The 25,164-nt window shown below is 62.0% G+C and carries 21 protein-coding genes; 10 read left to right on the top strand and 11 right to left on the bottom strand.

The window, feature by feature from the left end; all coding sequences use genetic code 11:
• Nucleotides 1-4 precede the first annotated feature (4 nt).
• On the bottom strand, nucleotides 5-1,621 hold the full coding sequence (locus tag QTL94_RS17390) for an ABC transporter substrate-binding protein (RefSeq protein WP_289802657.1): 1,617 nt from the start codon (nucleotides 1,619-1,621) through the stop codon (nucleotides 5-7).
• Between the two features lie 287 nt (nucleotides 1,622-1,908).
• Between QTL94_RS17390 and QTL94_RS17385 the strand changes: the two genes are divergently transcribed.
• Nucleotides 1,909-2,919: a LysR substrate-binding domain-containing protein gene (locus QTL94_RS17385; RefSeq protein ID WP_289802656.1), complete on the top strand. Its 1,011-nt coding sequence runs from the start codon at nucleotides 1,909-1,911 to the stop codon at nucleotides 2,917-2,919.
• Between the two features lie 15 nt (nucleotides 2,920-2,934).
• On the opposite strand, the gene QTL94_RS17380 is transcribed toward QTL94_RS17385, so the two are convergent.
• From QTL94_RS17380 to QTL94_RS17365, 4 genes are read right to left on the bottom strand one after another with little or no spacing between them, the layout of a single operon-like run.
• Complete coding sequence (locus QTL94_RS17380; RefSeq protein ID WP_289802655.1) at nucleotides 2,935-4,155, bottom strand: acyl-CoA dehydrogenase family protein; 1,221 nt, start codon at nucleotides 4,153-4,155, stop codon at nucleotides 2,935-2,937.
• 13 nt (nucleotides 4,156-4,168) lie between these two features.
• Nucleotides 4,169-4,510: a DUF3088 domain-containing protein gene (locus tag QTL94_RS17375; protein WP_289802654.1), complete on the bottom strand. Its 342-nt coding sequence runs from the start codon at nucleotides 4,508-4,510 to the stop codon at nucleotides 4,169-4,171.
• A gap of 9 nt (nucleotides 4,511-4,519) precedes the next feature.
• Entirely contained in the window at nucleotides 4,520-5,878 is a 1,359-nt protein-coding gene (locus QTL94_RS17370; protein WP_289802653.1) for an LLM class flavin-dependent oxidoreductase, read from the bottom strand.
• A gap of 12 nt (nucleotides 5,879-5,890) precedes the next feature.
• Entirely contained in the window at nucleotides 5,891-7,069 is a 1,179-nt protein-coding gene (locus QTL94_RS17365) for an acyl-CoA dehydrogenase family protein (RefSeq protein WP_289802652.1), read from the bottom strand.
• A 351-nt stretch (nucleotides 7,070-7,420) separates the two neighbouring features.
• Here QTL94_RS17365 and QTL94_RS17360 point away from each other — a divergent pair, with 351 nt between their 5' ends.
• The 4 genes from QTL94_RS17360 to QTL94_RS17345 all read left to right on the top strand — a co-directional run bounded on the left by QTL94_RS17360 (nucleotide 7,421) and on the right by QTL94_RS17345 (nucleotide 12,773).
• The gene (locus QTL94_RS17360; RefSeq protein ID WP_289802651.1) at nucleotides 7,421-9,019 is read left to right on the top strand and encodes an ABC transporter substrate-binding protein; all 1,599 of its coding nucleotides are present in this window, start codon (nucleotides 7,421-7,423) and stop codon (nucleotides 9,017-9,019) included.
• 18 nt (nucleotides 9,020-9,037) lie between these two features.
• Nucleotides 9,038-10,123 carry a rhodanese-like domain-containing protein gene (locus QTL94_RS17355; RefSeq protein WP_289802650.1) on the top strand — a complete coding sequence of 362 codons (1,086 nt, stop codon included), beginning with the start codon at nucleotides 9,038-9,040 and terminating at the stop codon, nucleotides 10,121-10,123.
• 92 nt (nucleotides 10,124-10,215) lie between these two features.
• Complete coding sequence (locus QTL94_RS17350) at nucleotides 10,216-11,469, top strand: acyl-CoA dehydrogenase family protein (protein ID WP_289802649.1); 1,254 nt, start codon at nucleotides 10,216-10,218, stop codon at nucleotides 11,467-11,469.
• Nucleotides 11,466-12,773, top strand: coding sequence for an NtaA/DmoA family FMN-dependent monooxygenase (locus tag QTL94_RS17345; RefSeq protein WP_289802648.1), 1,308 nt, complete (start codon nucleotides 11,466-11,468; stop codon nucleotides 12,771-12,773). The genes QTL94_RS17350 and QTL94_RS17345 overlap by 4 nt, the downstream gene beginning before the upstream one ends.
• Before the next feature lie 54 nt (nucleotides 12,774-12,827).
• Here QTL94_RS17345 and QTL94_RS17340 read toward each other — a convergent pair whose 3' ends face one another.
• The 5 genes from QTL94_RS17340 to QTL94_RS17320 are packed head-to-tail and all read right to left on the bottom strand — an operon-like array spanning nucleotide 12,828 to nucleotide 17,698.
• The gene (locus tag QTL94_RS17340; RefSeq protein ID WP_289802647.1) at nucleotides 12,828-13,979 is read right to left on the bottom strand and encodes a MalY/PatB family protein; all 1,152 of its coding nucleotides are present in this window, start codon (nucleotides 13,977-13,979) and stop codon (nucleotides 12,828-12,830) included.
• A complete protein-coding gene (locus QTL94_RS17335; protein ID WP_289802646.1) occupies nucleotides 13,976-14,734 on the bottom strand; it encodes an SDR family oxidoreductase in 759 nt (252 codons plus the stop codon). The genes QTL94_RS17340 and QTL94_RS17335 overlap by 4 nt, the downstream gene beginning before the upstream one ends.
• Nucleotides 14,734-15,660: a dihydrodipicolinate synthase family protein gene (locus QTL94_RS17330; RefSeq protein ID WP_289802645.1), complete on the bottom strand. Its 927-nt coding sequence runs from the start codon at nucleotides 15,658-15,660 to the stop codon at nucleotides 14,734-14,736. Before QTL94_RS17330 ends, QTL94_RS17335 begins: the two co-directional genes overlap by 1 nt.
• Nucleotides 15,661-15,674: 14 nt before the next feature.
• Nucleotides 15,675-17,039, bottom strand: coding sequence for a dihydroorotase (locus tag QTL94_RS17325; RefSeq protein ID WP_289802644.1), 1,365 nt, complete (start codon nucleotides 17,037-17,039; stop codon nucleotides 15,675-15,677).
• Nucleotides 17,036-17,698 (bottom strand): aspartate/glutamate racemase family protein, encoded by a 663-nt coding sequence (locus QTL94_RS17320; protein WP_289802643.1) that lies wholly within the window; start codon nucleotides 17,696-17,698, stop codon nucleotides 17,036-17,038. The genes QTL94_RS17325 and QTL94_RS17320 overlap by 4 nt, the downstream gene beginning before the upstream one ends.
• 204 nt (nucleotides 17,699-17,902) lie before the next feature.
• Here QTL94_RS17320 and QTL94_RS17315 point away from each other — a divergent pair, with 204 nt between their 5' ends.
• Nucleotides 17,903-18,604, top strand: coding sequence for a GntR family transcriptional regulator (locus tag QTL94_RS17315; RefSeq protein WP_244499446.1), 702 nt, complete (start codon nucleotides 17,903-17,905; stop codon nucleotides 18,602-18,604).
• 24 nt (nucleotides 18,605-18,628) lie between these two features.
• Here QTL94_RS17315 and QTL94_RS17310 read toward each other — a convergent pair whose 3' ends face one another.
• Entirely contained in the window at nucleotides 18,629-20,419 is a 1,791-nt protein-coding gene (locus tag QTL94_RS17310; RefSeq protein ID WP_289802642.1) for an ABC transporter ATP-binding protein, read from the bottom strand.
• A 153-nt stretch (nucleotides 20,420-20,572) separates the two neighbouring features.
• Here QTL94_RS17310 and QTL94_RS17305 point away from each other — a divergent pair, with 153 nt between their 5' ends.
• The 4 genes from QTL94_RS17305 (at nucleotide 20,573) to QTL94_RS17290 (ending at nucleotide 25,159) form a co-directional block, all read left to right on the top strand.
• Nucleotides 20,573-21,430 (top strand): sulfurtransferase, encoded by an 858-nt coding sequence (locus tag QTL94_RS17305; protein ID WP_289802641.1) that lies wholly within the window; start codon nucleotides 20,573-20,575, stop codon nucleotides 21,428-21,430.
• Nucleotides 21,431-21,658: 228 nt separating this feature from the next.
• On the top strand, nucleotides 21,659-23,224 hold the full coding sequence (locus tag QTL94_RS17300; protein WP_289802640.1) for an ABC transporter substrate-binding protein: 1,566 nt from the start codon (nucleotides 21,659-21,661) through the stop codon (nucleotides 23,222-23,224).
• Nucleotides 23,225-23,304: 80 nt separating this feature from the next.
• Nucleotides 23,305-24,315 carry an ABC transporter permease gene (locus QTL94_RS17295; protein ID WP_289802639.1) on the top strand — a complete coding sequence of 337 codons (1,011 nt, stop codon included), beginning with the start codon at nucleotides 23,305-23,307 and terminating at the stop codon, nucleotides 24,313-24,315.
• Between the two features lie 4 nt (nucleotides 24,316-24,319).
• Nucleotides 24,320-25,159 carry an ABC transporter permease gene (locus QTL94_RS17290; protein WP_289802638.1) on the top strand — a complete coding sequence of 280 codons (840 nt, stop codon included), beginning with the start codon at nucleotides 24,320-24,322 and terminating at the stop codon, nucleotides 25,157-25,159.
• Nucleotides 25,160-25,164 lie beyond the last annotated feature (5 nt).

Below are 25,164 nucleotides of genomic sequence, written 5' to 3'. Positions count from 1 at the left end.
CACCTCAGCCTTCGCCATCCTTGATGTAGACATCCGCGAAGTTGGACTGCACGCCTTCCGCTCCGATCGTGTGGTTCTTGACCCGCTTGTTGAAAACTGTGACGTTTTCGAGCGCGATCAGGTTCACGACCGGCACGTCATCGGCAATGATCTTCTGGAAGGCGAAGAACTGCTCCTTGCGTTTCGCATCGTCGATCTCGACGGATGTGGCTTCGAGCAGCTTGTCCACCTCCGGGTTGGCATAGTGGCTGGCGTTCGAGAAGGGCAGGCCGAGCTTGAAGTTCTTCGACCAGTAGATGCGCTGCACCCCGAGCGTCGGATCGAACTGGTTGCCGAGATATTCGGCCGTCACGTCGAAGGCACGGTCGGTGTAGACCTTCTTGATGTAGGTAGAGAAGTCGTAGGAATCGATGGTGGCGTTGATGCCGATCCGCGTCAGGTTCTGCTTCAGATATTCGGCGACCCGCTTGAAACCTTCATTGTAGGAGTTGTGCGTGAGACGCAGATTGAAGCGCACGCCGTCTGTACCGCGCTTGTAGCCTGCTTCGTCGAGCAATTGTTCGGCCGCTTTCAGGTCGAACGCATAGGGCTTGATCGATGTGTCGAGATAGCGCGGCAGGAAGGTGCTGATCGGTGTCGGCGACACGTGGCCATAGCCGTACCAGACGGTGTTCAGGATGACGTCGAGGTCGATCGCGTGGGCAATCGCGCGGCGAACGCTGACGTTCTTAAGATACTCATTGTCGAGGTTGAAGATCAGCTGCGTCTGGTCGCCCTTGGTCTCGTAGCCGCGGGAATCGACAGCGATATTGGGGAGCGCCTTGACGCGCTCCAGATCGCTCAACGGGATCGGATTGTCGCCGCCGATATCGAATTCGCCGGTCTCGAAGCCAGCCGCGCGAGCGGCGCCATCAGGCACGAAGCGCACGATGACCTGGTCGAGATAGGGTTTGCCGGCGTCCCAGTAATCAGGGTTGCGTTCCAGGATGATATGCGATCCACGCACCCACTCCTTGAAGACGAATGGCCCGGTGCCTATCGGGGCGCTGCCGTTCGGATTGGTCGGCACATCAGCGATCGCAACGCCGTCATAGACATGCTTCGGCACGATCGGCGATTCCGCCCCGTAGAGCGCACTGAGGAGATAGGGAGCCGGCTTGGAAAGCCGGATCACCGCGGTGAGCGGGTCCGGCGTTTCGACCTTCGTGACATTGGCGAAGGTGCCGCGACCACGCGGGTGAACCTGCTTTAGAAGCTCGATGGAGTAGGCCACGTCATCCGACGTGAAAGGCTTGCCGTCATGCCACTTCACGTTCGGGCGGAGCTTGAAGGTGTAGTTCAACCCGTCGTCGCTGATCGACCATTCGGTGGCGAGCTGCGGCTTCGGCGTCAGGTCGAAATCATACGTCAGCAGGCCCTCGGTGATCTTCGGGCTGACTTTCTGGGTGCCGCCGGCGGTATGGGCGAGCGCCAGGATCGTCGGCGGCTCCGGCTCGACAATGAAGTTCAAGGTGCCGCCCTTTGCCGGTGCCGCAGTCTCGGCAAAGGCGTTGAGCGGCAGGAGCGAAATGAGCCCCGTGGTGGCGAGAAGTTTGTTGAGTTGGCGTCTGCTGATATCCATGAATACCCCCTGAATTGCGATGGACGCCTCTATCGAAGCGTCGTCGCTCGCATCATCGGGCAGCGTGGCGCAAAACCGGAAGAATGTTTTTCTCCCTGTCCGGGAAAGGAAAACTTCGCGTCCGTGGTCGTCGGATGCCTTTAATCTACTAAAAATATAGATAATTCTCAAAAATGAGTTTTTGCATCTCCGATTGGCGCTCGCGACGCAAGAAAATGTTCCCTCGGCGGGGACGGAAGCAAAGTCGGTTCTCGTCTTCATAGGCGGGTTTGTGGTGCAATCAGTTCATGAGCACGTTCGCCGACTCCCGCAGAAAAGCAATCCAGCCGACGCTTGCTCGGCTACCGCCGCTGACATCGCTGCGGGCCTTCGTCGCGACCGCACGACATCTGAACTTCGTTCGCGCCGCCGAAGAGCTGCATGTGACCTCGGCGGCGGTCGGCCAGCAGATTCGCCTGCTGGAGGATTACCTCGGCCAGCCGCTTTTCAATCGCGTGCGGGGCCAGTTGCATCTGACACCGGCCGGGCTGGCCCTGGTGCCCGGATTGACCGGCGCCTTCGATGCCGTTCTCGCCGCCATGGCCCAGTTCGTCCAGAGTGATGATGAGCAGCCGATCCGCATATCCGTCGCACCGTCCTTCGCCAGCAAATGGCTGATTCCGCGGCTGGATGCGCTGCGCCGCGCGGCTCCCGGGCTGCAGGTGCTGGTCGATGCCTCGACGCAGTTGATCAACCTCGATGCCGGCGACGCCGATTGCGTGATCCGCTACGGCAGCGGACCGTATCCGGGGCTCATTGTCGATCATCTCTTTTCCGAAGCCGTGCTGCCGGTCTGCAGCCCGGAGTTCGCCGAGACGCATGGGCTATGGGACAGGCCGGAGGCGATCGAGAATGTGCCGCTCCTGCATGAGGAGGGAGCCGAGCGTGATCAATCCTGCCCAGACTGGAGCGGATGGCTGCGTGCTGCCGGTCTTCCCTATCGCCCGTCGCAGGGCGGTTTCCGGCTCAACCAGTCGTCGCTGGTTCTCGATGCCGCGCTGGCGGGGCAGGGGTTGGGGCTCGGAAAGATCAGGCTGGCGGAAGCCGACATTCGCTCGGGACGGCTGGTGAGCCCGTTCGGCGTGCCGCAGCCGGTCAGTTCCTCCTACTTCTTCGCGACCACGGCGCATACGGCGCGGGTGATGCGCGTCGATCTGTTTCGCGAGTGGCTGCTTGCCGAGGCGCGCGCGCTGCAGACGATGGACGAGATCATCGCACGCCGCATCCGACCGGCCGTCGACATGATGGCAGCCGAGTAGGGTCGCCATCCAGGCTCATTGGAACACACCCGGCTCGGGATAATCGCCGGTCAGGAACCATGAACCGACGTTGCGGGTCTTGTACTCGGCCGGATTGTGGAGCGTGTGGATGCGGACATTGCGCCAGAAGCGGTCGAAGCCATAGGGGCGCACGGCCGAACGGGCTCCCATCACTTCGAATATCTCGCTGGTGACCTCCAACGCGACCTTGCCGGCCAGCACATTGGCCGAGGCGACCGCGATTGCCGTGGCGCCTCGTTCTTCCGCCGTCAGCGCCGCGCCCCTGGCATAGGCGGCGTCGATGGCGGTCAAGGCACGGTCGGCTAGTGCTGTGGCGGCTTGTACCTTGGTCCAGAGCTCGCCGTATTGCCGCTTGATCCAGGGATCGTCGGCGTGGCGCTCGACGCCCGAATAGATCCAGGGGCGGGACTTCGTGATGGTGTAGTCGCGCGCGGCTATGAGGGCGCCCTGGGCGCTGCCGATGAAGACGTTGAGAAGAACGCTCTGCTGCTGCTGAGGCGCCAGCAGCGATATGGCGTCCTTCGGACGCTCCGGCAGGATTTCGGCATCCGTGATCGAGACATCCTTGTAGAAGACGCGGCCGCTGCCGGTCTGCCGCTGGCCGATCCCATCCCAATCGTCGGCAATCGTGATGCCGGACCGGCTGGCGGGGATATAGGCGAAGCTGCGGGCATTCGTCTCCTCGTCCTCCCACGCGACCATCAGATAGTCGGCGACATGCGAGCCGGAGGCGAAGGGGCGATAGCCGTTCAAAAGAACGCCGCCTTCGACCTTCCTGCCGAAGAGGCTCTTGGAGAAGCTGTTCGTGGTGTTGCCCCAGAACCAGCGGCCTTCGGCCGAGCGTCGCAGGATCGCTGCCAGACGTTCGTCGTTGGCGTTTGTCAGGGCATTCTGGATCGGGCTGAAGTGGTAGCCGAAGAGATGGCCAAGCGAGCCGTCGACCTTGGCGAGTTCGCGCACGACCCGCAGCGCCGTGGAATAGGGCTGTCCCTCGCCGCCGAATTCCTTGGGAATGACGAGGTTGACGAGGCCGCTTTCCTTGAGCAGCCGCACCTGCTCGGTGGGGCGCCCGCCTTGTTGATCGCGCTCGACGGCATCGGTTGCGAAGATGTCGCGAAGTTCGACGGCCTTGGCGAGATAGGGATCGGTTCGGTCCGGATCGAAGAGCACGGGCGGCAGTGCGGCTGGTTCGAAGCCTGCGGGCTTTACGGTCATCGTCGTTCCTCCGTCAGTCGTGCAGTTGCGGAAAGCCGTGTCGCTCGGCAAGAAGCTCGAGGATACGGCTGGTCTTGGAGACGAAGCGCTTGCCTTTCCAGTCCGCGGCGTCGGGCGGCGGATTGGAGCCAAGCACCAGCACCGGCAGGGACTGGTTCTCCTCGCCCACCGCCTCGATCACTCGCGCGCGTGGACGGGGAAAGGGAACGCGGTGGACGTCGAGACGGCTCGCCAGCTCGGGGAAGCTTGCAAGGAGCCCCTCGATAGTGTTGCAATGCGGGCAGACGAAGGTCTGGCCGGGCTGCTTCGGATCCGAGAAGCCGGGGGCGATGAGAAAAAGAATGTCGCGGCTCATGTTTTTCCCTCACTCGGCCGCGACGGCGCCGCTACGGGCGGCGAAACTGTTTTCGGGGCGCTTGAGGCCAAGGTTCTCGCGCAGCGTCGTGCCCTCGTATTCGTGGCGGAAGAGGCCGCGCCGGCGCAGTTCCGGCACCACGAGCTCGATGAAATCGGAAAGCCCGCCCGGCATGATCGGCGACATGATGTTGAAGCCGTCGGCGCCGTAATTCTCGAAGCGCTCCTCAAGCTGATCGGCGATATCATCAGGCGTACCGACGACCTGCCAGTGGCCGCGCGCGCCGGCGATGCGGAGATAGAGCTGGCGGATGGTCAGGTTCTCGCGCCGCGCGAGATCCAGAACCAGCGCCTGTCGGCTCTTGCCGGCATTGGTCGCGGGCGGATTTTCCGGCACCGGACCATCCAGCGGATAGTCCCTGAGGTCGACGCCTGACAGCTGCGAAATCAGGTTCAGGCCGACCTCAGGCTGGATGAGCTCCTGCAGCGACTGGAACTTCTCCTCGGCTTCCGATCGCGTGCGGGCGACAATGGGGAAAATGCCGGGCAGGATTTTCAGGTCGTCATGCGAGCGGCCGTATTTGGCAAGTCGGCCCTTGACGTCGGCATAGAAGCCGGTCGCTTCCTCGAGCGTGATCTGGGCGGCGAAGATCGCTTCCGCCGTGCGGGCGGCAAGTTCCTTGCCGGGCTCGGAGGCACCCGCCTGGACGACAACCGGACGGCCCTGCGGCGAGCGCGGAATGTTAAGCGGCCCGCGGACCTTGAAGTGCTTGCCGTTGTGATCGAGACGATGCAGCTTGGCCGGGTCGAAATAGCGGCCGCTTTCGCGGTCGCGCGGGAAGGCATCGTCCTCCCAGCTGTCCCAGAGGCCGAGCACCACATTGGCGAATTCCTCCGCCCGTTCGTAGCGGTCGGAATGAAGGATCTGTGTTTCGTGGCCGAAGTTGAAGGCGGCGTCGGGGTCGGAGGAGGTCACAAGATTCCAGCCGGCGCGGCCGCCGCTCAGCCGGTCGAGCGAGCCGAACTGCCGGGCGAGATTGTAGGGATCGGAGTAGCTGGTGGAGGCGGTGGCGATCAGCCCGATGTTGCGGGTGACGGATGACAGCGCGGACAGCAGCGTGATCGGCTCAAACGGATAGACGCCGCTGTGAGCCTTGCGGCTTGCCGCCTCGACATCCTTGATGCGCGCGGCAACGCCGTCGGCAAAGAAGATCGTGTCGAACTTCGCCGCTTCGGCGAGCTTGGCCAACTCCACATAGTTCTCGAACTCGGTGCCGACGGAAGCCTTGGGATGACGCCAAGCGGCGACGTGGTGCCCGGTAAAGAGCAGGAATGCGCCGAGTTTGATCTTGTCCTTACGTTTCGCCATTGCGGTTCCTTTTCAGCGATAGATGGCCGGCACGGGGAATTCGCCGGTCAGCAGCCATGTGCCGACGGTGCGCTTTTTGTACTCGGCGGGATTGTGAAGCGTGTGGGTCCTGACGTTGCGCCAGAAACGGTCGAAGCCATTCGCGGTGGTTGCCGAGCGGGCGCCCATGACCTCGAACGCCTCGCTGGAAACGGCAAGCCCGACCTCGCCGGCATAGACGTTGGCGGTCGCGATATCGATCGCAGCGGCGCCACGGTCGGCGGCGGTCAGCGAAGGGCCCTCGGCATAGGCCGCATCGAGGCTGCGGGCCGCCTTGTCGGCGAGTTCGGCTGCTGCAAGCGTCCGGATATAAAGGTCGCCATACTGGCGCTTGATCCAGGGGTCGTCGATGTGCCGCTCGACGCCGGAATAGATCCAGGGCCGCGAACTCGTTGTCGTATAGTCGCGCCCTTCTTCCAGTATGCCCTGTGCGCTGCCGACGAAGACATTGAGGAGGACGCTTTGCTGGAGGAGCGAGGTGAGCGAAGACCACGGCGTCAGCGGTACGTCGGGCGCGCTGATCAGCTCGTCGTCATGGATTTCGAGGTTGACGAAGCGCACTGTGCCACTTCCGGTCTGCCGCTGGCCGATGCCGTCCCAGTCGTTTTCGATAACGATACCTTCGCGGTCGGCGGGGACGGCGGCGGTCAGTCGGGCGCCATCGGCGTTCTCCCAGGAGATCTGGATGTAATCGGCCACATGCGAGCCGGAGGAGAAGGGGCGGCTGCCGTTGATGATCCAGCCCGTGGCGGTTCTTTCGCCGCTCGATGTCTTCGAGAGGGCGTTGCCGGAATTGCTCCAGATCCAGTTGCCAGCGGCTGAACCAGTCAGCCACTTCTCCTTCTGCGCGGCCGAGCCGCGAAACAGGATGAGGTTGAGCGGCAGGTGGTGATAGCCAAAGAGATGGGCGAGCGATCCATCGGTGTTGGCAAATTCCCTGACGATGCGCAGGATCGTCAGCCAAGAGGCGCCCTGGCCGCCGTATTCCCTGGCGATCTGTGCCGAAGGCAGCCCGCTTTGCTTCAGGAGCCTGATCTGGTCGACGGGCCTGCCGCCCTGTTTGTCTCTCTCGATGGCATCGAGATGAAACGCTTGGCGGAGTTCGCTCGCCTTGGCCAGAAGTGTGTCGTCGGTATCTGTTTCGAACGGCATCTTACCTCCCGGGAATGACGGTAAAAGGGCGCGTATGCCCCGCTATCTCTCGTCAACGGTTGGCTGGCCGGCCGTTCAAGTCCAGAAATATCTGTTTGATTTCGCGGAAAGAAATTCTTTCGCCGGGGCGTTGGATTTTCGTGTTTCGCCGGCGTGTTCTTCGACGAAACCTCATCCTGTCAAAACATGAAAATTGAGCAGCTTTTCCTTTGGATCGGGCTGCCTACGAACAGCCTTTCGAACGCAATTTTTCTTTCCTCGGCGAGAAGAAACTTTGACTTCGCCTTTCCGGACGCAGCACTGAAGCTCCCCCTCAGCGGACCAAAACCCAACCAAAGAGGAGCTCTTCGCGTGTCCATCAACCGTCGCAGTTTTAACCAGCTGATGTTGCTTGCGAGCGCCAGCACCTTGCTCCCGTCGATCGCCTTCGGACAGAGCGCCGCGCCCGCAACAGGCGGCACCTTGAACTGGCTCTACCGGGTTGATCCCGGCAACGCGCTCTTCGCCATCAACACCTCGTCGGGCACAGGCCAGGCGATCGGTCCGAAGATCGTCGAGGGTCTGTTGACCTTTGACCTCGACGTCAGGCCGCAGCCGCTGCTGGCAACGGAATGGTCGGTTTCAGACGACAATCTTCGCTATACCTTCAAGCTCCGCAAGGGCGTGAAGTGGCACGACGGCAAGGACTTCACCTCCGACGACGTCGCCTTCTCGATCTTCCGGCTGAAGGAAGCGCATCCGCGCGGCCGCATCACCTACCAGAACGTCGTGGCGGTCGAGACGCCCGATCCGCTCACGGCGGTCATCGTCCTGTCGAAGCCTGCTCCTTTCCTGCTCGCGGCGCAGTCGAGCTCGGAATCGCCGATCGTGCCGAAGCACATCTTCGAGAAGCTGGCGCCAGGCGACGGGCAGACGCTGCAGACCGCGATCGGCACCGGCCCGTTCAAGCTGACGGAATGGGTGGCCGGCAGTCATCTGATCTTCGAACGCAACCCCGACTATTGGGATGCTGGAAAGCCCTATCTCGACCGCATCATCCTGCGCGTCGTCACCGACCCGGCCGCTAGGTCTGCGGCGCTTGAAACGGGCGAAGCCGATATCGGCGACAATCCGGTGCCGCTTGCCGATCTGGACCGGCTGAAGCAGATCCCGAGCCTCATCGTCGACACCACCACCTATGCCTATTCCGGTCCGCAGCAGCAGCTGTTCTTCAACTACGACAATCCGCTGTTTGCCAAGCGCGAGGTCAGGCTCGCCATCGCCCAGGCGATCAACCTGCAGGAGATCGTCGACGTCGCGCTCTATGGCTACGCGCAGGTGTCGCCGAGCCCTGTGAGCACCGCCCTGCCGCAATGGTACGACAAGAGCGTCGTGGCCCATCCATATGACACGGCCGCCGCCGAGAAGCTGCTGGACGAGGCGGGCTATCCGCGCAAGGCCGATGGCAAGCGCTTCGATCTGAGGCTGACCTATAATTCCTACTTGCCGCAAGGCTATGCCGATGTGCTCAAGAGCCAGCTGGAGAAGATCGGCGTCGGCATCGAGATCAAGAAATACGACCTGCCGACCTTCCTGAAGACCGTCTACACAGACCGCGCCTTCGATCTGGTGGTGGAGTCGCTCTCCAACACCTTCGATCCGTCGCTCGGTATCCAGCGCGCCTATTGGAGCAAGAACTTCAAGATCGGCCTGCCGTTCTCCAATGCCAGCCACTATTCGAACGCCAAGGCGGACGAACTGCTCGAGGCGGCCGCGACCGAGCCGGATGAGAAGAAGCGTTGGGAGGTGTGGAGCAAGTTCCAGCATCTGATCCACGACGAAGTGGCCTCCGTCGACCTCGTCGCCGCCGGCGCCCAGATCGTCGCCAACAAGCGGGTGAAGAACTACGTCACGGGATCGCAGGGGCTCAACTGGAGCTTCGGCGACCTGTGGCTCGACCCGAACGCTTGATATCGAGGAGCAGGAAACATGACTAAATATCTGATAGACAAGGCCACATTGATCGGTTGGCTGGGCGATGGGCTGGAACTGGCGGTGCTTGATATCCGCCCGGCCGAGGACGTCGGCTATGCGTCGCCGCTGTTTGCGACCAACCTGCCCACTGAGCAACTGGAAGCCGAACTCGACCGCTTCGTGCCGCGTCGGGTCGTCCGCACGGTTCTGGTTGATGGCGGCGACGGTACCGCCGAAGCGGCGGTCAGCCGTTTGCGGCAAGCGGGCTGGACGGACATCCATTTCCTGAAAGGCGGTATTCCCGCCTGGGTGGACGGCGGCAAGGAGCTTCCGACATTCGATATTCCGGGCGTTCCCTTCGTCACCAGGGTGCGCGAGGAGAGGCAGACGCCGGTAACGTCCGCTGCGGAACTGAAGACGCTCCGTGATCAGGGAACGGATGTCATCGTGCTGGATACGCGCACGCTTGCCGAATACGAGAAGGCTCATGTGCCAGGCGCCGTCGGCGTGCCGGGAGCGGAACTTTTGCTGCGGTTCAGGGACCTTGTTCCCTCGGCGGAAACAATGGTCGTCGTTTCCTGCGCCGGCCTGCCGCGCGCCATTCTCGGAGCGCAGACGCTGATCGATGCCGGTGTCGCCAACGCCGTCTCCTATCTCGACGACGGGACGCGCGGCTGGACGGATGCGGGTTTCGAACTGGAGACCGGGCGCACGGCATCCTACGGCGACCCAAGCGAAGAGGCCCGCCAATTCGCAAGCGAGCGCGGCGATAGCCTTTCTGCAAGCGATGGACTGACGTTCATCGATCGGCAGACCGCCGAGCGATGGAACGCCGATCCGGCGCGCACCACCTACCTGCTCGATGTTCGTACCCCGGAGGAGTTTGCGCGCACGAACCTTGCCGGATCGATCTCCTCGGAGGGCGGCCAGTTGCTGGGCGTGGCCTATCGGACGATCGCAGTCCGTGGCGCCCGCGTCGTCCTGGTCGATGATCTGCTGGGTTCACGCGCCCGCATCGTCGCCCACTGGCTCGCCCGCCGTGGGTACGAAATCGCGATCCTGCTTCACGATTTCGAGGCGGAAGAGCGGGCGGCCGCTTGAGGCGAGGCTCGCCTTGGCCGGAACGGGAACCGAGCTTCGGATACCGCCGTCGTCAGCCGGCGGTATTCCGGCTGCAAACAGGAAACAACATCATGACTGATATCAATGGGGCCTGGGGCGCACCGCCGAGCGAGCGCTTCGAGCGTCTCGCGCAGACCTTCAGGCCTGTATTCGCCCGCATCGGCGAGCGGGCTGTCGACCGCGACCTCGCACATGAATTGCCCTTTGATGCCTACGAGTGGCTGAAGACATCGGGCTTTTCGCGGCTGCGGTTGCCGATCGCCTGGGGAGGCCTGGGCGCAACCTTGCCGGAGCTTTTCGGTCTGATCATCGAGCTTGCCGCGGCCGATCCGAACCTCACCAACGCTTATCGCAGCCACTTCGGCTTCACCGAGGATCTGCTGAACGCGCCCGACAGCGCCTGGCGCGATGCCTGGCTGAAGAGGCTCGGGCAGGGCGAGACGGTCGGAAGCGGGTTTTCCGAAGTTGGCGACACGCCGCTTGGCAGCTATTCGACGCGACTGGTCCGCGATGGCGCCAACTGGCGTCTCGACGGCGAGAAATTCTACACCACCGGCTCGCTTTACGCGGACTGGATCACGCTCGGCGCGATCGACGGCGACGGGCAGCTGATCGGTGCGCTGGTGCCGACATCGGCTCCGGGTGTCGAAATCGTCGACGACTGGGATGGCTTCGGCCAGTCGCTCACGGCGAGCGGCACCGCCCGTTTCCGCGATGTCGAGATAGCCGACGAACTGATCAAGCCGAGCGCGGTGCGCTTCAGCTATTCCGGCGGGTTCTTCCAGTTGGTCCATCTGGCCTCTCTCGCCGGCATAGGCCGCGCCGCAGCAAACGATCTGGCTCGGCATGTGGCTGCCCGAAAGCGGGTTTATAGCCGTGGCAACGCCTCCCGATCAGCGCAGGACGCCCAGGTCCAGCAGGTGGTGGGCAAGGTGAGGGGCGCCGCCTACAGCGCGGGTGCGATCGTTCTGCAGGCCGCCAGGGCGCTTCAGCGTGCCTACGAGGGCAATCAGGGCGGGGATCAGGAGCAGATCGCGCTGGCCGGTCGCAATGCCGAGCTCGAGGTCAGTCAGTCGGTGACCGTCGTCACCTCCCTGATCCTTGATGCCAGCACGGTGTTGTTCGATGCGTTGGGTGCATCCGCCGCCAAGCGCGGCCACGGTCTTGACCGCCACTGGCGCAACGCTCGCACCATCGCGTCCCACAATCCGCGCATCTACCACGATCGCATCGTCGGCGATTTCGCCGTCAACGGCACGATTCCGGGGCCGCAGGCTGGCGTGGGCGTCGCAAGAGAAGAACAGGCAGAACGGACTGACGCATGAGCATTCAAAAACGTCGTATGAACCTTAATGTCGGGCTGAATTCCACTGGCTACCTCGCGAATGCATGGAAATACCGCAGCGGCGATCGGCACGATATCAACGATCCCGCCTATTACCGGCGCCTGGCGGAAATCGCCCACAAGGGGCTGTTCGACGCTGTATTCTTTTCAGACCATCCGGCCCTGATGACCGAACCGCTCGGCCGCCCGTTCCATACGATCGATCCTCTGATCCTGTGCACGGCACTGGCCGCGCAGGTGCCCGATATCGGCTTTGTCGTCACGGTCTCGTCTACCTACAATTCGCCCTATAACTTCGCGCGCCGCACCCAGTCGCTCGATATCGTTTCGGGCGGGCGCCTGATCGTCAATATCGTCTCGTCGTTCAATCCTAACGTCGCCGCCAACTTCGGCAGCGCGGCGCTGCCGCCACGCAACGAGCGCTATGCGCGTGCGACCGAATTTCTCGACGTGGCGAAGAAGCTGTGGGCGAGTTGGGATCCACGCCGCGAAGGCGACGTTCCGCCCGATCGCTTCTGGGACAGCACGAGCGCCGTTGCTATCGATCATGACGACGCCATCTTCCAGGTGCGCGGCCCCCTCAATGTCCCGCGCGGCCCGCAGGGCCATCCCGTCATCGCCCAGGCGGGCGCATCGGACGGCGGCATCGAGCTTGCGGCCCGGCACGGCGAAATCATCTACTGCAACATCCTTTCCAAACCCGCAGGGAAAGCCTTCGGCAACAAGGTTCGCGAGAGGGCCGTCTCGCTCGGCAGGGATCCATCCGGCATTCGCATCGTCCCCGGCCTCGTCGTCATCCTGGGTGAGGACCGCAAGGAGGCGCTGCGCAAGCACGAGCTTTACAGTGGGACGGGATCGGAAGATGGCCTGCTGGATCGTTTTGTGCGCGAGCATGGATTGGACCGTGACCGTTTCGATCCTGATGCCGTGCTGGACTACGAACGTTTCGTGCCCGATCCAAACAGGCAGCAGGCCGTGGGGATGGGGCTTGGGCTCTCTGACTTGTTGCAGCATGAGAAGCTGACGGCGCGTCAGGCGGTTCGCCGCTCCGAAGGGCATCACCGGCTTCTGCTTGGTACGGCTGAAGACGTGGCGGCAGAGATGATCGATCTATGGGAAGACGGCACGGTGGACGGCTACACGCTGCAACCCCCTCGGGCGCCGGACGACATCATCGAGTTCGTCGACAAGGTCATCCCGATCCTCCAGGATCGGAACGTCTATCCGCGCCAATATGAGGGGCGAACGATACGCGACAGATATGGGTTGCCCTATCCGGCTTGAGACGGATAGGACCTTTGGATACCCGTTAGCAGGTGCCACACCGGCTGCGAGTTGCTACCCCTCTAGCGCTTGCTCCATCCGCTCCAAGGCGTCGTCGAGCAGTTGCCGTGGGCAACCGAAGTTGAAGCGGATGAAATTGCCATAGCCGTCGCCGAATTCGGAGCCGGCGCTGAACCCGACCTTGCCTTGATTGAGGAAGTGCGTTTGCGGATCCGGCGAAAGCCCGAGCGCCGTGCAGTCAAGCCAGGCCAGGAACGTTCCTTCCGCCTTGATGAGACGGATCGCGGGGAAGCGACGGGCGATCTCTGCCGACAGATGATCGCGGTTGGCTGCGATATACGACAGCATGTCCGTCTTCCACTTGCCGGCGCTTGAGAGTGCCGCAAGCGTCGCCTCCAGCCCGAGGATATTGACGCTGTCGACCATGCCGAGCCGCGATTGCGCGAATGTCTCGCGCATCGCCTTGTTCTTGATGATCGCGAATGCAGTCTTCAGGCCGGCAATATTGTAGGTCTTGCTGGCGGCCATCAGCGTGATGGTGCGTTCCGCTGCATCGTCGGAGATGCTGGCGATCGGGATGTGATGACGTCCGTCGAAGAGCAGTTCGCAATGGATCTCGTCGGAGATGATGAGCGTATCGTTTCGGCGGCAAAGCGCGGCGATGTCGGTCAGCTCTTCCCTGGTGAAGACCTTGCCGGTCGGGTTCTGCGGGTTACAGAGGAGAAGGGCCTTTGACTGGGCGAGTTTGCCGGCGAAGGCGTCCCTATCCATGACATAGCCGGCATCGGTTGCAGTGAGCGGTGCCTCGATCCGCTTCAAGCCCCAATGCGCCGGCGCATTGAGGATCGGACGATAGACCGGCGTCTGTACCAGAACGCCGTCGCCGGGCTGAAGCATCGCCTTCAGCGCCATGTTGAAGCCCGGTTCTACGCCTGGCAGGAATACGATCTCTTCCGGAAGGATTGTCCAGTTGAACTTCTCCTGCATGTCGGCAACGATTTGCGCGCGCAGCTCGTCGCGCGCGACACCGTAGCCGAGAAGCGGATGCTCAAGGCGGTTTCGGATCGCCTCGACAATTTCGGGTGCTGCGGGGAAGTCCATGTCGGCAACCCACATGGGCAGGACATCGCCCGGATATTTGCTCCATTTGGAGCTGCCGGTGCCGCGACGCTCGTGAACGATGTCGAAGTTGACCATACGTGTCATAGCCCCTTGATCATACCGCCATCAACGCGGATCGACGAGCCGGTAACGTAGCTCGCCTGGGCGCTGGCGAGAAATACTGCCACTGCAGCAAACTCTTCGGGCCTGCCGTAACGACCTGCAGGTATATCGTTGCGTGAGGCGGATTGCACGTCCTCGATGCTCGCGCCCGTCTTCTCTGCCTTGATGCCGTCCAGTTCGCGGACGCGATCGGTGTCGATACGTCCAGGCAGGATCATGTTGACGGTGATGCCGTGTCGGGCAACTTCAGCAGCCAGCGTCTTGGACCACCCGGCGACGGCCGCCCGCACGCCATTGGAAAGCGCAAGGTTCGGAATGGGTTGCTCGACGCCGGATGAGCCGATCGTGATGATCCGGCCCCACTTGCGAGCAATCATGCCCTCCAGCATGGCATCGGAGATGGTGAAGATCGATGAAGCCATGGCCTCGAAGGCCGCCAGCCAGCTTTCGCGAGACTGACCGAGCGCCGGTCCGGCTTTCGGTCCCCCTGAGTTGTTGACCAGGATATCGACGCCTCCCTGTTCGGTCAGCGATGCGATGAGCTTTGTCACCGACGCCGGATCTGCGAGGTCAACAGCGATCGGCGTGATGTTGGCGGAAGGCTCGATCTTGTCGGTGTTGCGGGCTGCGGCAAACACCTTGACCCCCTCGGCGGCAAGACCCTCTGCGATCGCAGCGCCCAGGCCGCGGCTTGCGCCGAGAACGAGTGCCTTTTTTCCGGAAATCTGCAGATCCATTACTTCAACGCCTCCAGCTTGCGTTCTTGTCGTTCGATAAGTTTCTCGACTTCCCTGATTGCCATCGCGCTGAGAGCCGCACCCGGGCGTCTTTGCGCCGCGCTGGCGATTGCTCCCCGCTTGGCGAGCACATATTTGCGCACGGCAAGGCCGAGGCCCGGTTGCTGCTCGTAGCGCATGAGCGGCAGGTAGGCATCGAAGATGTCCTGTGCGTCCTCAAACCGACCGGCAGCGCTCAAGCGGCAGACGTCCACCATCATTTCAGGATAGGGGAAACCGGTCATGGCGCCATCGGCGCCGCGCTGCATTTCCTCCGGCAGGAAAATGCCGGCGTTGCCGCAGAGGATCGAGACGCGCCGTCGGCCCTTGGCCTCCGCTCCGCGCAGGTCCGTGATCTTCTGCAGTCCCGGCCAGTCTTCGTGCTTCACCATGGCGATGCTCGGGTGGGCCTCGAGGATCGAGCCGAGTGTCCTGGAGGCGATCTGCACGCCGGTGGACAGCGGAAAGTCCTGCAGAACGACAGGAACATCCGTGCCGACGGTTTCAACCACATTGCGATAGTAAGTGATGATCTGGTCATCGGTTCGCAGAGAGGAGGGAGGCGCGACCATGACGCCGGCCGCGCCGAGATCCATGACTGCCTTGCTCAGTTCGCCGATTGCCGCAAGCCCCGGCGCAGACACGCCGACGACCACCGGCTTGCCTGCCGAGCGGTTCAGCGTCAGGCGCGTGACCTCGATCGACTCCGCCTGGGTCAACTTCGGGGCCTCGCCCATCATGCCGAGAATGGTCAGGCCGTCGGCGCCTTTCTCGAAGTAGAAATCGACCATCCGGTCGACGCTCGGGCGGTCGAGTGAGCCGTCTTCGTTGAACGGGGTTACGGCAATGACGAAGACGCCTTTGCTATCTGTTGTGATGAGCGACATGTGCTGATCCGATCCTATTCAAACCAGTGAGAGTTGCCGCGGCGGACATAGCGTCCGGATCCGGGCTGATTGATGATGGACAGGCCATCCCACGCGAGGCTTCCGCCCAGATAGGTGCGGGTTACCGTGACTGAAAATGCGCGGCCGTCGAAGGGGCTCCAGTGCAGCTCGTCGTTCGCCCGCGAAGAGTCCCATACCTGGGCCTTGCGCGAAAGGATGGCGAGGTCGGCATCGGCGCCGAGCCTGATCGCGCCCTTTTCGGGCCACAGACCGAAGAATTTTGCCGGCCGCTCGCAAAGCTGCTCGACCGTCACCGCGGCGGCATCGAGGCCGCGATTGTCAGCTGCCGTGTAGAAAGCCGGCAACAGCGTTTCCAGTCCGGGTACACCGGCGCCGGCGTCGAAGATCGACGGCGTGAACTTGTTGTCGACTGGCCAGCTGGAATGGTCGGAGCTGACAAAGGCGACTCGGCCCGACAGCACTTCTTCCCAAAGCGCGTCGATCTGACCGGGACGGATCGGCGGGTTGACCTTCATGCGCGCGCCGAGCGCGGCGCCATCGCGCTCCGGGTCGAACCAGAGATAGTGGACGCAGAGTTCACCGGTGGCTCGGAAGCCATCGGCGAGATAGTTATCGACCAGGTGGAAGCCGCGCGGTGTCGTCAGGTGGACGATATGCGCGTGGGCGCCAGCCGCAGCCCCGAGTTCGAGAAACTGCGCGGTCGCTGCCAGTTCCGCGGCCGGCGGCCGGCTCTCGGAGTGGGCCTCGATGCCATCCCGGTTAGCGGCCTTTGCGGCAGCGATATAGGCCCGGACGATCTCCTGGTCTTCGTTGTGCACACCCAGCGGAATGACAGTATCGGAGAGGGCATTGAAGACCGCGAGGATCTGGTCGGATGCGATACGAGGAAAGCGCGTCGGGCTGCTTTCAAACGTTGAAATCTTGAAGGCGACGACGCCACCCTCGATCAAGGGCTGGATGTCCTCGGTCGTCTGTCCCGGCAGGACGGTGCCGTAAAGCGCGACGTTTGCGTGGGCATGCTCCTCGATCGCGGCAATCTTGTCGTTGAGACGCTCAAGCGAGTTCAGCGGGGCGGGATTGTCGTAAGGCATGTCGACGATGGTCGTCACCCCGCCGGCAATCGCCGACCTGGTCGTCGACCGGATACCGGGAAGCCCGCCATAGCTGCAGGCATGCGTCTGGCCGTCGACCACACCGGGGATGATCAGATCGTCGCCGGCGTCGAAGGTCTCGGTTGCGGCCGGCGCGTCGCCGGTTCCAATGGCGGCGATCTTGCCGTCCCTGACGGCAATCCAGCTATCTTCAACCGGTCCGTCCGGCAAGACGGCAGTGCCGCGCACCACGAGGTCAAACATCATTGTCTTTTCTTTCCATAAGCCAGATCAAGATTGGTGCAGGCGAGCGCGACGCCTGCCTGGACCGGATCGATGACGGGAATGCCGAGGCTGTCCTGCATGGCCTGCCTGTATGATCCGAGACCGGCGCAGCCGAGAATGACGACGTCGGCGCCGTCTTCGTCGCGCAGCAAGCGAGCAGTGCGTGAGACGGTCTCGACAACGTCGCCGGCCATCAGTTCAACGACCGTCATGTTGATCGACCGATCACCCGCAAGGCGCCGGTCGAGCTCGAGCGCCTTCAGGTAACGCAGATGCCGATCGATGGAGGATTGCCCGAGCGAGATGATGCCGAAGCGGGAACCGAGGCCCAGCGCTGCGAGGTAGGCGGATTCGGCGATGCCGAAGACCGGTCGGTCTACCAGCTTCCGAACCTGCGCGATGCCGGGATCGGAAAAACACGAGAGGACGAAGGCACCCGCGGAAGAGGCCGACACGGCCTCGATTATGTTTGGAATGACCGCGGCAACGTGATCGTCCGTTTCAATGCCAGGCGGCGATTTGGCGAGCTCGATACAGTTGATGCGGTGGGATGTCGTCGCGCGGACAGGACCGAGGCAGGCCTCCATGGAGCGCGTGACGGACGCCGAACTGTTGGGATTAATGACGAGGATGTCGGACACAGCATGCACCTGTTGGGCACTTCCACTGGACGGGGAAGCGCATTGCGCAATAGATATATTACGTAGTATATCAGAGAAGGGCGACTGTCAAAGTCCTCTGTGAGGATGGCGCGCAAATGCCTGTGATATCAAAAGTCTTTGACTTGCCCGCAATGTCTGGCGACAAAGGCATCTGGCCCTTATTCGGGCAACTGGAGATGGGTTTTGAACAAGACTGACACCTTGGCAACGGCTTCCGAGAAGCGCGGCAAATCACTGACCGAGCAGGCCTATGCCATATTGCGCGAGCGGTTGATCCTTGGCGAACTTGCACCGGGCGCAGCCGTTTCCGAGCCGGAGCTCGCCGAGCAGCTGCAGATGAGCAAAACGCCGGTGCGTGAAGCTCTGGCGCGCCTCTGCGTCGAGGGCTTCATGGAGGCCTTTCCGCGGCGCGGCTACCGCGTGACGCCGGTGACGGTGCAGGACATGAACGATCTCTTTGCGGTACGCGGTATGCTCGAGGGCACAGCGGCGTCGCTGGCCGCGAAGAACCTGACGGAGCAGGAGCTGGACGCGCTCGATCGATTGGCCGATGCGAGCTACGTGATGGGCGAAGGGGTCAGCACAAAGACCTTTGTGACCTCCAATGAGGAGTTCCATTCCGCGATCGCACGCGGCTCGCGCAATCCACGCCTCCACGCTCTGGTCATGAGCCACCTGGAAGAGTGCGCCCGGCTTTTCTACATGGGGACGCGCGTGCGCGACATTAATCCCGAGACGGCAAACGACCACCACAAGATCGTGGCTGTGCTACGCGAGCGTGACAGCGAGAAGGCGCGCCAGGCGATGGTCGAGCACAACGAGAACACCCGACAGGGGTTGCTCAACGCGCTCATCTCCAATGCACACGGCGGCTTCACGCTGTAGCGATACAACCCGACCGCGTCGTCGCTACTGCTTGACGAGGTGACCGCTGGCCACTTCGCGGTAGATCGCCTTTGTCGGAACATAGTCCGCCGGACGCACGGCGCTGCCGAGTTCTACGCCCGGCAGACGTGTTCGCGAGTGCCGGCGGCTCGGATCTGCGACCGGAACCGCATCGAGAAGGCGTCTGGTGTAAGCATGTTGAGGATCGTCGAAGACTTGCGCCCGCGAGCCGATCTCGACGATCTCGCCCAGGTACATCACGGCCACGCGGTGGCTGACACGCTCAACGACGGCCATGTCGTGGCTGATGAAGAGGTAGGCGATCTTAAGCGTCTCCTGCAGTTCGAGCATCAGGTTTACCACCTGCGCCTTGATCGACACGTCGAGGGCGGAGACCGCCTCATCGGCAACGATCAGGCCCGGATTAAGCGTAAGCGCACGGGCGATGCTGATGCGCTGGCGCTGGCCGCCGGAGAATTCGTGCGGGAACCGACGCGCCATATCGGCTTTCAGCCCGACGCGCTCGAGGAGGTCGACTGCCTTTGCCTGTGCCTCTGCCTTCGGTGCCAGCCCATGAGCGATCATCGGTTCCGCAATGGCATCGCCCACCCGCATGCGCGGATTGAGGCTTGAATAGGGATCCTGAAAGATCATCTGCATCTGCCGGCGCTGGCGTGTTAGCGTGGCCGATGTCATGGCGCGGACGTCTGCGCCATTGATGCGGATGCTGCCGCTGACAGGCTCGACGAGCCGCAGCACCGAGCGGCCGGTCGTTGACTTGCCGCAACCCGATTCACCGACAAGCGACAGCGTCTCGCCTTGGTTCAGGTCGAAGGACACGTCTTCAACCGCGTGAACACGGCCGGTCACGCGTCCGAGGACGCCGCTCTTGATGTCGAACCGGGTGACAAGGTTGCGAACTTCCAGCACGGGTTTCGTCCCGGCGCCGGCAACTTCCCGCTCGGCGACCCGCTTGCCGCTTTCGACGTCGATCAAGGGGAAGGTCGCGGGGTTCTCGTGTCCAGCCATCGACCCGAGCTTGGGCACGGCAGAAAGGAGAGCGTGCGTGTAGTCGGTTTCGGGCTTGGCGAATATCTCTTCCGTTCGTCCGGCTTCGAGCGCGCGCGAACGGAACATGACGACCGTCCGGTCGGCGATTTCAGCGACCACACCCATGTCATGGGTGATGAACAGAACGCCCATCTTCTCTTCATCCTGCAGGCTTTTGACGAGCTCAAGGATTTCCGCCTGGACCGTGACATCGAGTGCGGTGGTGGGCTCGTCGGCAATCAGAAGTTTGGGTCGGCAAGCGAGGGCCATGGCGATCATGACCCGCTGCAGTGTGCCGCCAGACAGTTGATGGGGATGTTCGTCGAAGCGCTTGGCTGCGGCGGGAATGCGAACGCGATCCAACAAGGCGATCGTCTGAGCGCGCGCTTCGGCGGTCGTGACGGGCCGGTGGCGGCGGATTGCCTCGGCGATCTGGCGGCCGACGGTCATGACGGGATTGAGCGATGTCATCGGCTCCTGGAAGATCATCGCGATCTCGTTGCCCCGGATGTCCTGCATCTCTCGCTCCGGCAGGGCCAGCAGTTCTCGACCTTGGAGCTTCACGCTGCCCTCGACCCGCGACGTTCGTTCCGGCAGCAGCCGCATGATGGACATTGCCGTGACGCTTTTTCCTGAGCCGGACTCGCCGACGATCGCCACAGTTTCACCGGCTGCGACCGTCAGGCTGACATCGTTGACGACTGGCACCCATTGACCGCTGCGGCGGAAAGAGGTTGTCAGATGTTCGACAGATAGAATGGTCACGCAGGAAACTCCGATGGCGAGTGGCCAAGGCCTCGTATATGGGGCCGCGTCCGGAAAATGTTGTAGTATACTACGTAAGATATTTCATCTTGCCAAGCGGCTTCCGATGGGGGAGGATGTCGCGATAACTCATCCGTATAGAGAAGTCGGCGCATGACTGGTGATGTTCGCAGAAAGGTTCTTCTGACGGCTGTCGAGCTGGATGAACTTCGCAGATCCGGCCACGACGTGACGATCCTCGCGGTTCATTCGATCAATCCATACACGGGCGTGCCGTCTTTCAAAGGCCAGCGGATCGAGGGGGCAATCGATACCGAGGCCTATTCCGATTTTCAGGCTCCTGCTTCCTTCGAGCGTGGCCAGCGACCGCTGCCCGAGATCGGCGTTCTTCAGGGAAAGGCCCGTCGCTGGGGCCTGCGGCCGGAAACCACGGTCGTCATCTATGACGGCGATCGAAGCATGACCGCCGCAAGGGCGTGGTGGGTCCTGAAGTGGGCCGGGTTGCCCGATGTCCGCGTGCTGGATGGCGGCATGCCTGCATGGATCGCGGCGGGGTTGCCGACGACGGAGATGGTTGCGACGCCCGAAGTCAGTGATATTGCACTGTCGCCTAGCCACATGCCGGAACTTGATGCCGAGGGTGCCTTGCGGATTGGCAGGGAAGGTGTGCTGCTCGATGCTCGCATACGACCAAATTACATCGGCGGGCCTGTGTTGTCCGGCCAGCCGGCAAGGGGGCATATTCCCTATGCCATCAGCGCACCGGCGCCCGACAACGTGACCGATTACGGCAACTTCACCGATGGGCCGACTCTCACAGAAATGTATCGCGCGCTCGGCGCCGACGGATCTTCGGAGGTCGGAGTCTATTGTGGTGCCGGCATGTCGGCAGCACATACGGTTCTGGCGCTGGCCTCGATCGGAATAGAGGCTTCCATGTATCCAGGTTCATGGTCCGCCTGGATCAGCGATCCGACGCGACCGGTGATCACGGGCGCCGATCCTCTGTAGGCCCGTTTGTCTTGGTTTCTGTTCTCAGAATGCGCGAATAATCGGCATATTTTTTCTTATATTGCATAAATAATGTGCGATTTTGGCGATTGTTTAAAGAGTCGCCAAGCCGGCTTTACAGCCGACTTTCTCATGATATATTTCGTAGTATATCACGGATTGTTGGATGTAGCGGCAATTCGCAGGGAACAGCTTGGCATGAAGCTACGGCTACGAAAGGGTGGTAGAATGAAGTTCTGGAAGGGATTTGCGGCGGCGGCGTTGGTTGCCTTGCCGTTCGTTGCTGGCAGCGCTCAGGCGCAAAGCGAGGATCAGCTCAAGACGTTGGTCATTGCCGTTCCGTCCGATCCGGTCAGCCTGGAGCCGGGCACCAATAAGGCGGAGCCGATCGGCAGTGAGATCATTCTCAACGTCTTTGACACGCTTGTTGCGTGGACCGCGCCCGATTTCAAGCAGCTGGAAGGCCGTCTCGCGACGGGCTGGACTGTCTCTGCTGACGGCAAGGAGTTTGATTTCAAGCTTCGCGATGGCGTGAAATTCCAGGACGGAACGGCTTTCGATGCCGCCGCCGTGAAGTTTTCGCTGGAGCGAACCAAGGCGTCGAACTCATACGTCAAGGCGACGTTCGATCTGATCAAGGACATCGCTGTCGTCTCGCCAGGCGAAGTAAAGATCACGCTGAGCGCGGCCTATCCAGCCTTCCTCTCGATCCTGGCGCAGCCGCAGTCGGCGATCGTAAGCCCTGCCGCCGTGGCGAAATACGGCGACAAGTTTGCCGCCAATCCGGTCGGCACCGGTCCCTTCGTCTTCAAGAGCGCACAAGCTGACACCAACGTCGTTCTCGAGGCCAACCCCGATTACTTCCGTGGCGCGCCGAAGCTAGCCAAGATTATCTACCGTGTTATCCCGGATGCCTCGACCCGGCGGCTGGAGCTTGAAAGCGGTGGCGTTGATGTCGTCCAGCAGCAGGGGCAGCTGTCGGCGATCGCCGCAGAAGACATTGAAGCGCTGAAAGACAACAAGGACGTCAAGGTTCTGGAAACGTCCAGCCAGATCATCCGTCAGCTCGAGTTCAACAACAGCAAGAAGGATGGCCCCTTTGCCAACGTCAAGGCGCGGGAAGCAATTGCTCACGCGATCGATTATGATGGCCTGCTGCAGGGTGTCTTTGGCGGTACCGCAGAGCGCGTCTATGGTCCGCTGACCAGCAACAGCTGGGCCTTCAATCCGAAGATGAAGGAGCTCGCACCGACCTACGATCCCGAGCTCGCCAAGAAGCTGCTCGCGGAAGCCGGTGTCGACCCGTCCAGCATCAACCTGAAGCTCTATAGCTTCCAGGGGCCGCTGTGGGGCGCGGTCGCCACGTTCGTCCAGGCGAACCTTGCCGATATCGGTATCAATGCCACGATCGAACAGACGGAGTTTCCGGCACTGCGTGCTCTGCAGACCTCCGGCCAGTTCGATGTCGCACTCGACGGCCGTCAGCCGTGGTACAACGATCCTGACGCGCACATTACCATCGGTTACCTGTCATCGCTGGCCGATGCAGCCATGACCTTCCGCATGCCGCAGGACAAGGATCTCGACGATCTCATCGTCAAGGCACAGCAGACGTCCGATATCGAGGCCCGCAAGCAGCTCTACTTCCAAGTCCAGGAGGAAGTCGCCAAGCGCGTGCCTGGCGCCTATCTGTTCAGCCCCAAGCTGATCGTGTTCACCCGCGCCAATGTCGAAGGGCTGGTCATCAACAGCGCGCCGCCGCTCAACGAATACTGGTCCGTCTACAAGAAATGACGTAGCCACGCTTAAAGACAGGCGACCACCATCTGGTCGCCTGTCGAAGAGGGTGGTCCCCGATAAGTGAGTAGGAAGGCATGGCGAGTTTCATCATACGCCGACTGGTCGCGCTGATACCCGTCATGTGCATCGTGCTGGTGATCGTCTTTTCGCTGGTCCGGCTGATCCCAGGCGATCCGGCGGTCACCTTGCTCGGTCCGGGGGCGACACAGGCACAGATCGACGCGCTGCGCGTCCAGCTCGATCTCGATCAATCTGTGCTGCTGCAGTTCATCCATTATGTCGGTGGACTCCTGCAGGGCGATTTCGGCATCTCCCTGAAGACCGGCCAGCCGGTTGCCCAGGAAATCCTCTTGCGGCTGCCGGCAACGATCGAGCTTTCCGTCCTTGCCGTCATCGTCGCTGTCATCTTCGGCATTCCGATCGGCGTCCTGTCGGCAATCCGGCCGAACTCCTTCTTCGATCACGTCACGCGCGTGATGTCTCTGGTCGGCGTGTCGATGCCGGCCTTCCTGCTGGCGCTCATTCTCCAGCTGATCTTTGGCACCTATCTCGGTTGGCTGCCGGTGTCCGGCCGGATGAGCCCCTTCATCACGTCCGAGCCGGTAACCGGGTTCGCTATCCTCGATGGCATCATTACCGGCAATTTCGCGGCCGCGTGGAATGCGCTCCAGCATCTCATACTCCCAACGACGGTACTGGCGGCCTTCCTCGCTGCAACGCTCGGGCGTTTCGTGCGCAACACGATGCTGGATGTCATGGGCGAGGATTTCATTCGTACCGCCAAAGCCAAGGGACTGCGGCGCAGCGACGTGATCCTCAATCATGGTCTGCGCAATTCCCTCCTGCCGGCGATTACCGTGATTGGTCTGAAGTTTGCCGAGATGCTCGGTGGCGCCATCCTGACCGAGACGATCTTTGCGTGGCCGGGAATCGGTCGCTACATGTTCGAGGCGATCAAGAACCGTGATTATCCCGTGATCCAGGGCACGACACTCGTCTTTGCCCTGCTTTTCGTGATCACCTCGATCATCGTGGATGTGCTTTACGGTGTTCTCGACCCGCGCGTCCGCAAGAAGATGAAGTGAGATCATGGGCGAATTCATCACATTTCTGAGACGCAATACGCTCGCTGTCGTTGGGCTGATGATCCTGCTTGCGCTTGTGCTTCTGATCGCCGTTGGACCAATGCTTACCCCTTATTCGCCAACGAAACTCGATGTGTTGCACAAGCTTGCGCCTCCAAGCTTTGCCCATTGGCTTGGCACCGATGCGTTCGGCCGGGATATCCTGACTCGCATCATGTATGGGGGGCGGGCTACGCTTACGATCGGCGTCGGCGTCGTGGCGATCGCCTTCGTGGTCGGCGTCTTCTTCGGCACGCTTGCGGGCTTCGCAGGCGGCTGGACCGATAGCATCATCATGCGCATCGTTGACGCGATCCTGGCATTCCCGGCACTGGTGCTTGCCATCGCGCTGGCCGCCGCCTTCGGTCCGAGCCTGCAGAATGCGATGCTTGCCGTCGCCATCACGCTCGCTCCTCAATTTGCCCGCGTTGCGCGCAGCCAGGCGCTCAGTATAGCCGTGAAGCCCTATGTCGAAGCGGCAATTTCGCTAGGGCTGCCCAATAGCCGGATTCTTTCGCGGTATATCTTCGTGAACGGGCTGGGCCCGCTGCTGGTGCAATCAACGCTCGCGCTCGGCAGCGCGATCCTCCAGACGGCGAGCCTCGGGTTTCTCGGTCTCGGAGCGCAGCCGCCGCTGGCCGAGTGGGGTGCGGATGTTTCGGCAAATCTGCAGTATGTGCGCAGCGCGCCCTGGGTTGCCCTGGCACCGGGTATGGCGATCCTCCTCGCCGTTCTGTCGTTCAATCTGATCGGCGACTCCCTTGCCGACTGGTTCAACCCGCGCCGCCGTAGCGAACTCGATTGAGGGGC

Source organism: Rhizobium sp. S96, from assembly GCF_030382195.1.
Taxonomy (GTDB): domain Bacteria; phylum Pseudomonadota; class Alphaproteobacteria; order Rhizobiales; family Rhizobiaceae; genus Rhizobium.
The sequence above is the reverse complement of the archived record's forward strand: the minus strand, read 5'-3'. Positions and strand labels throughout refer to the sequence as shown.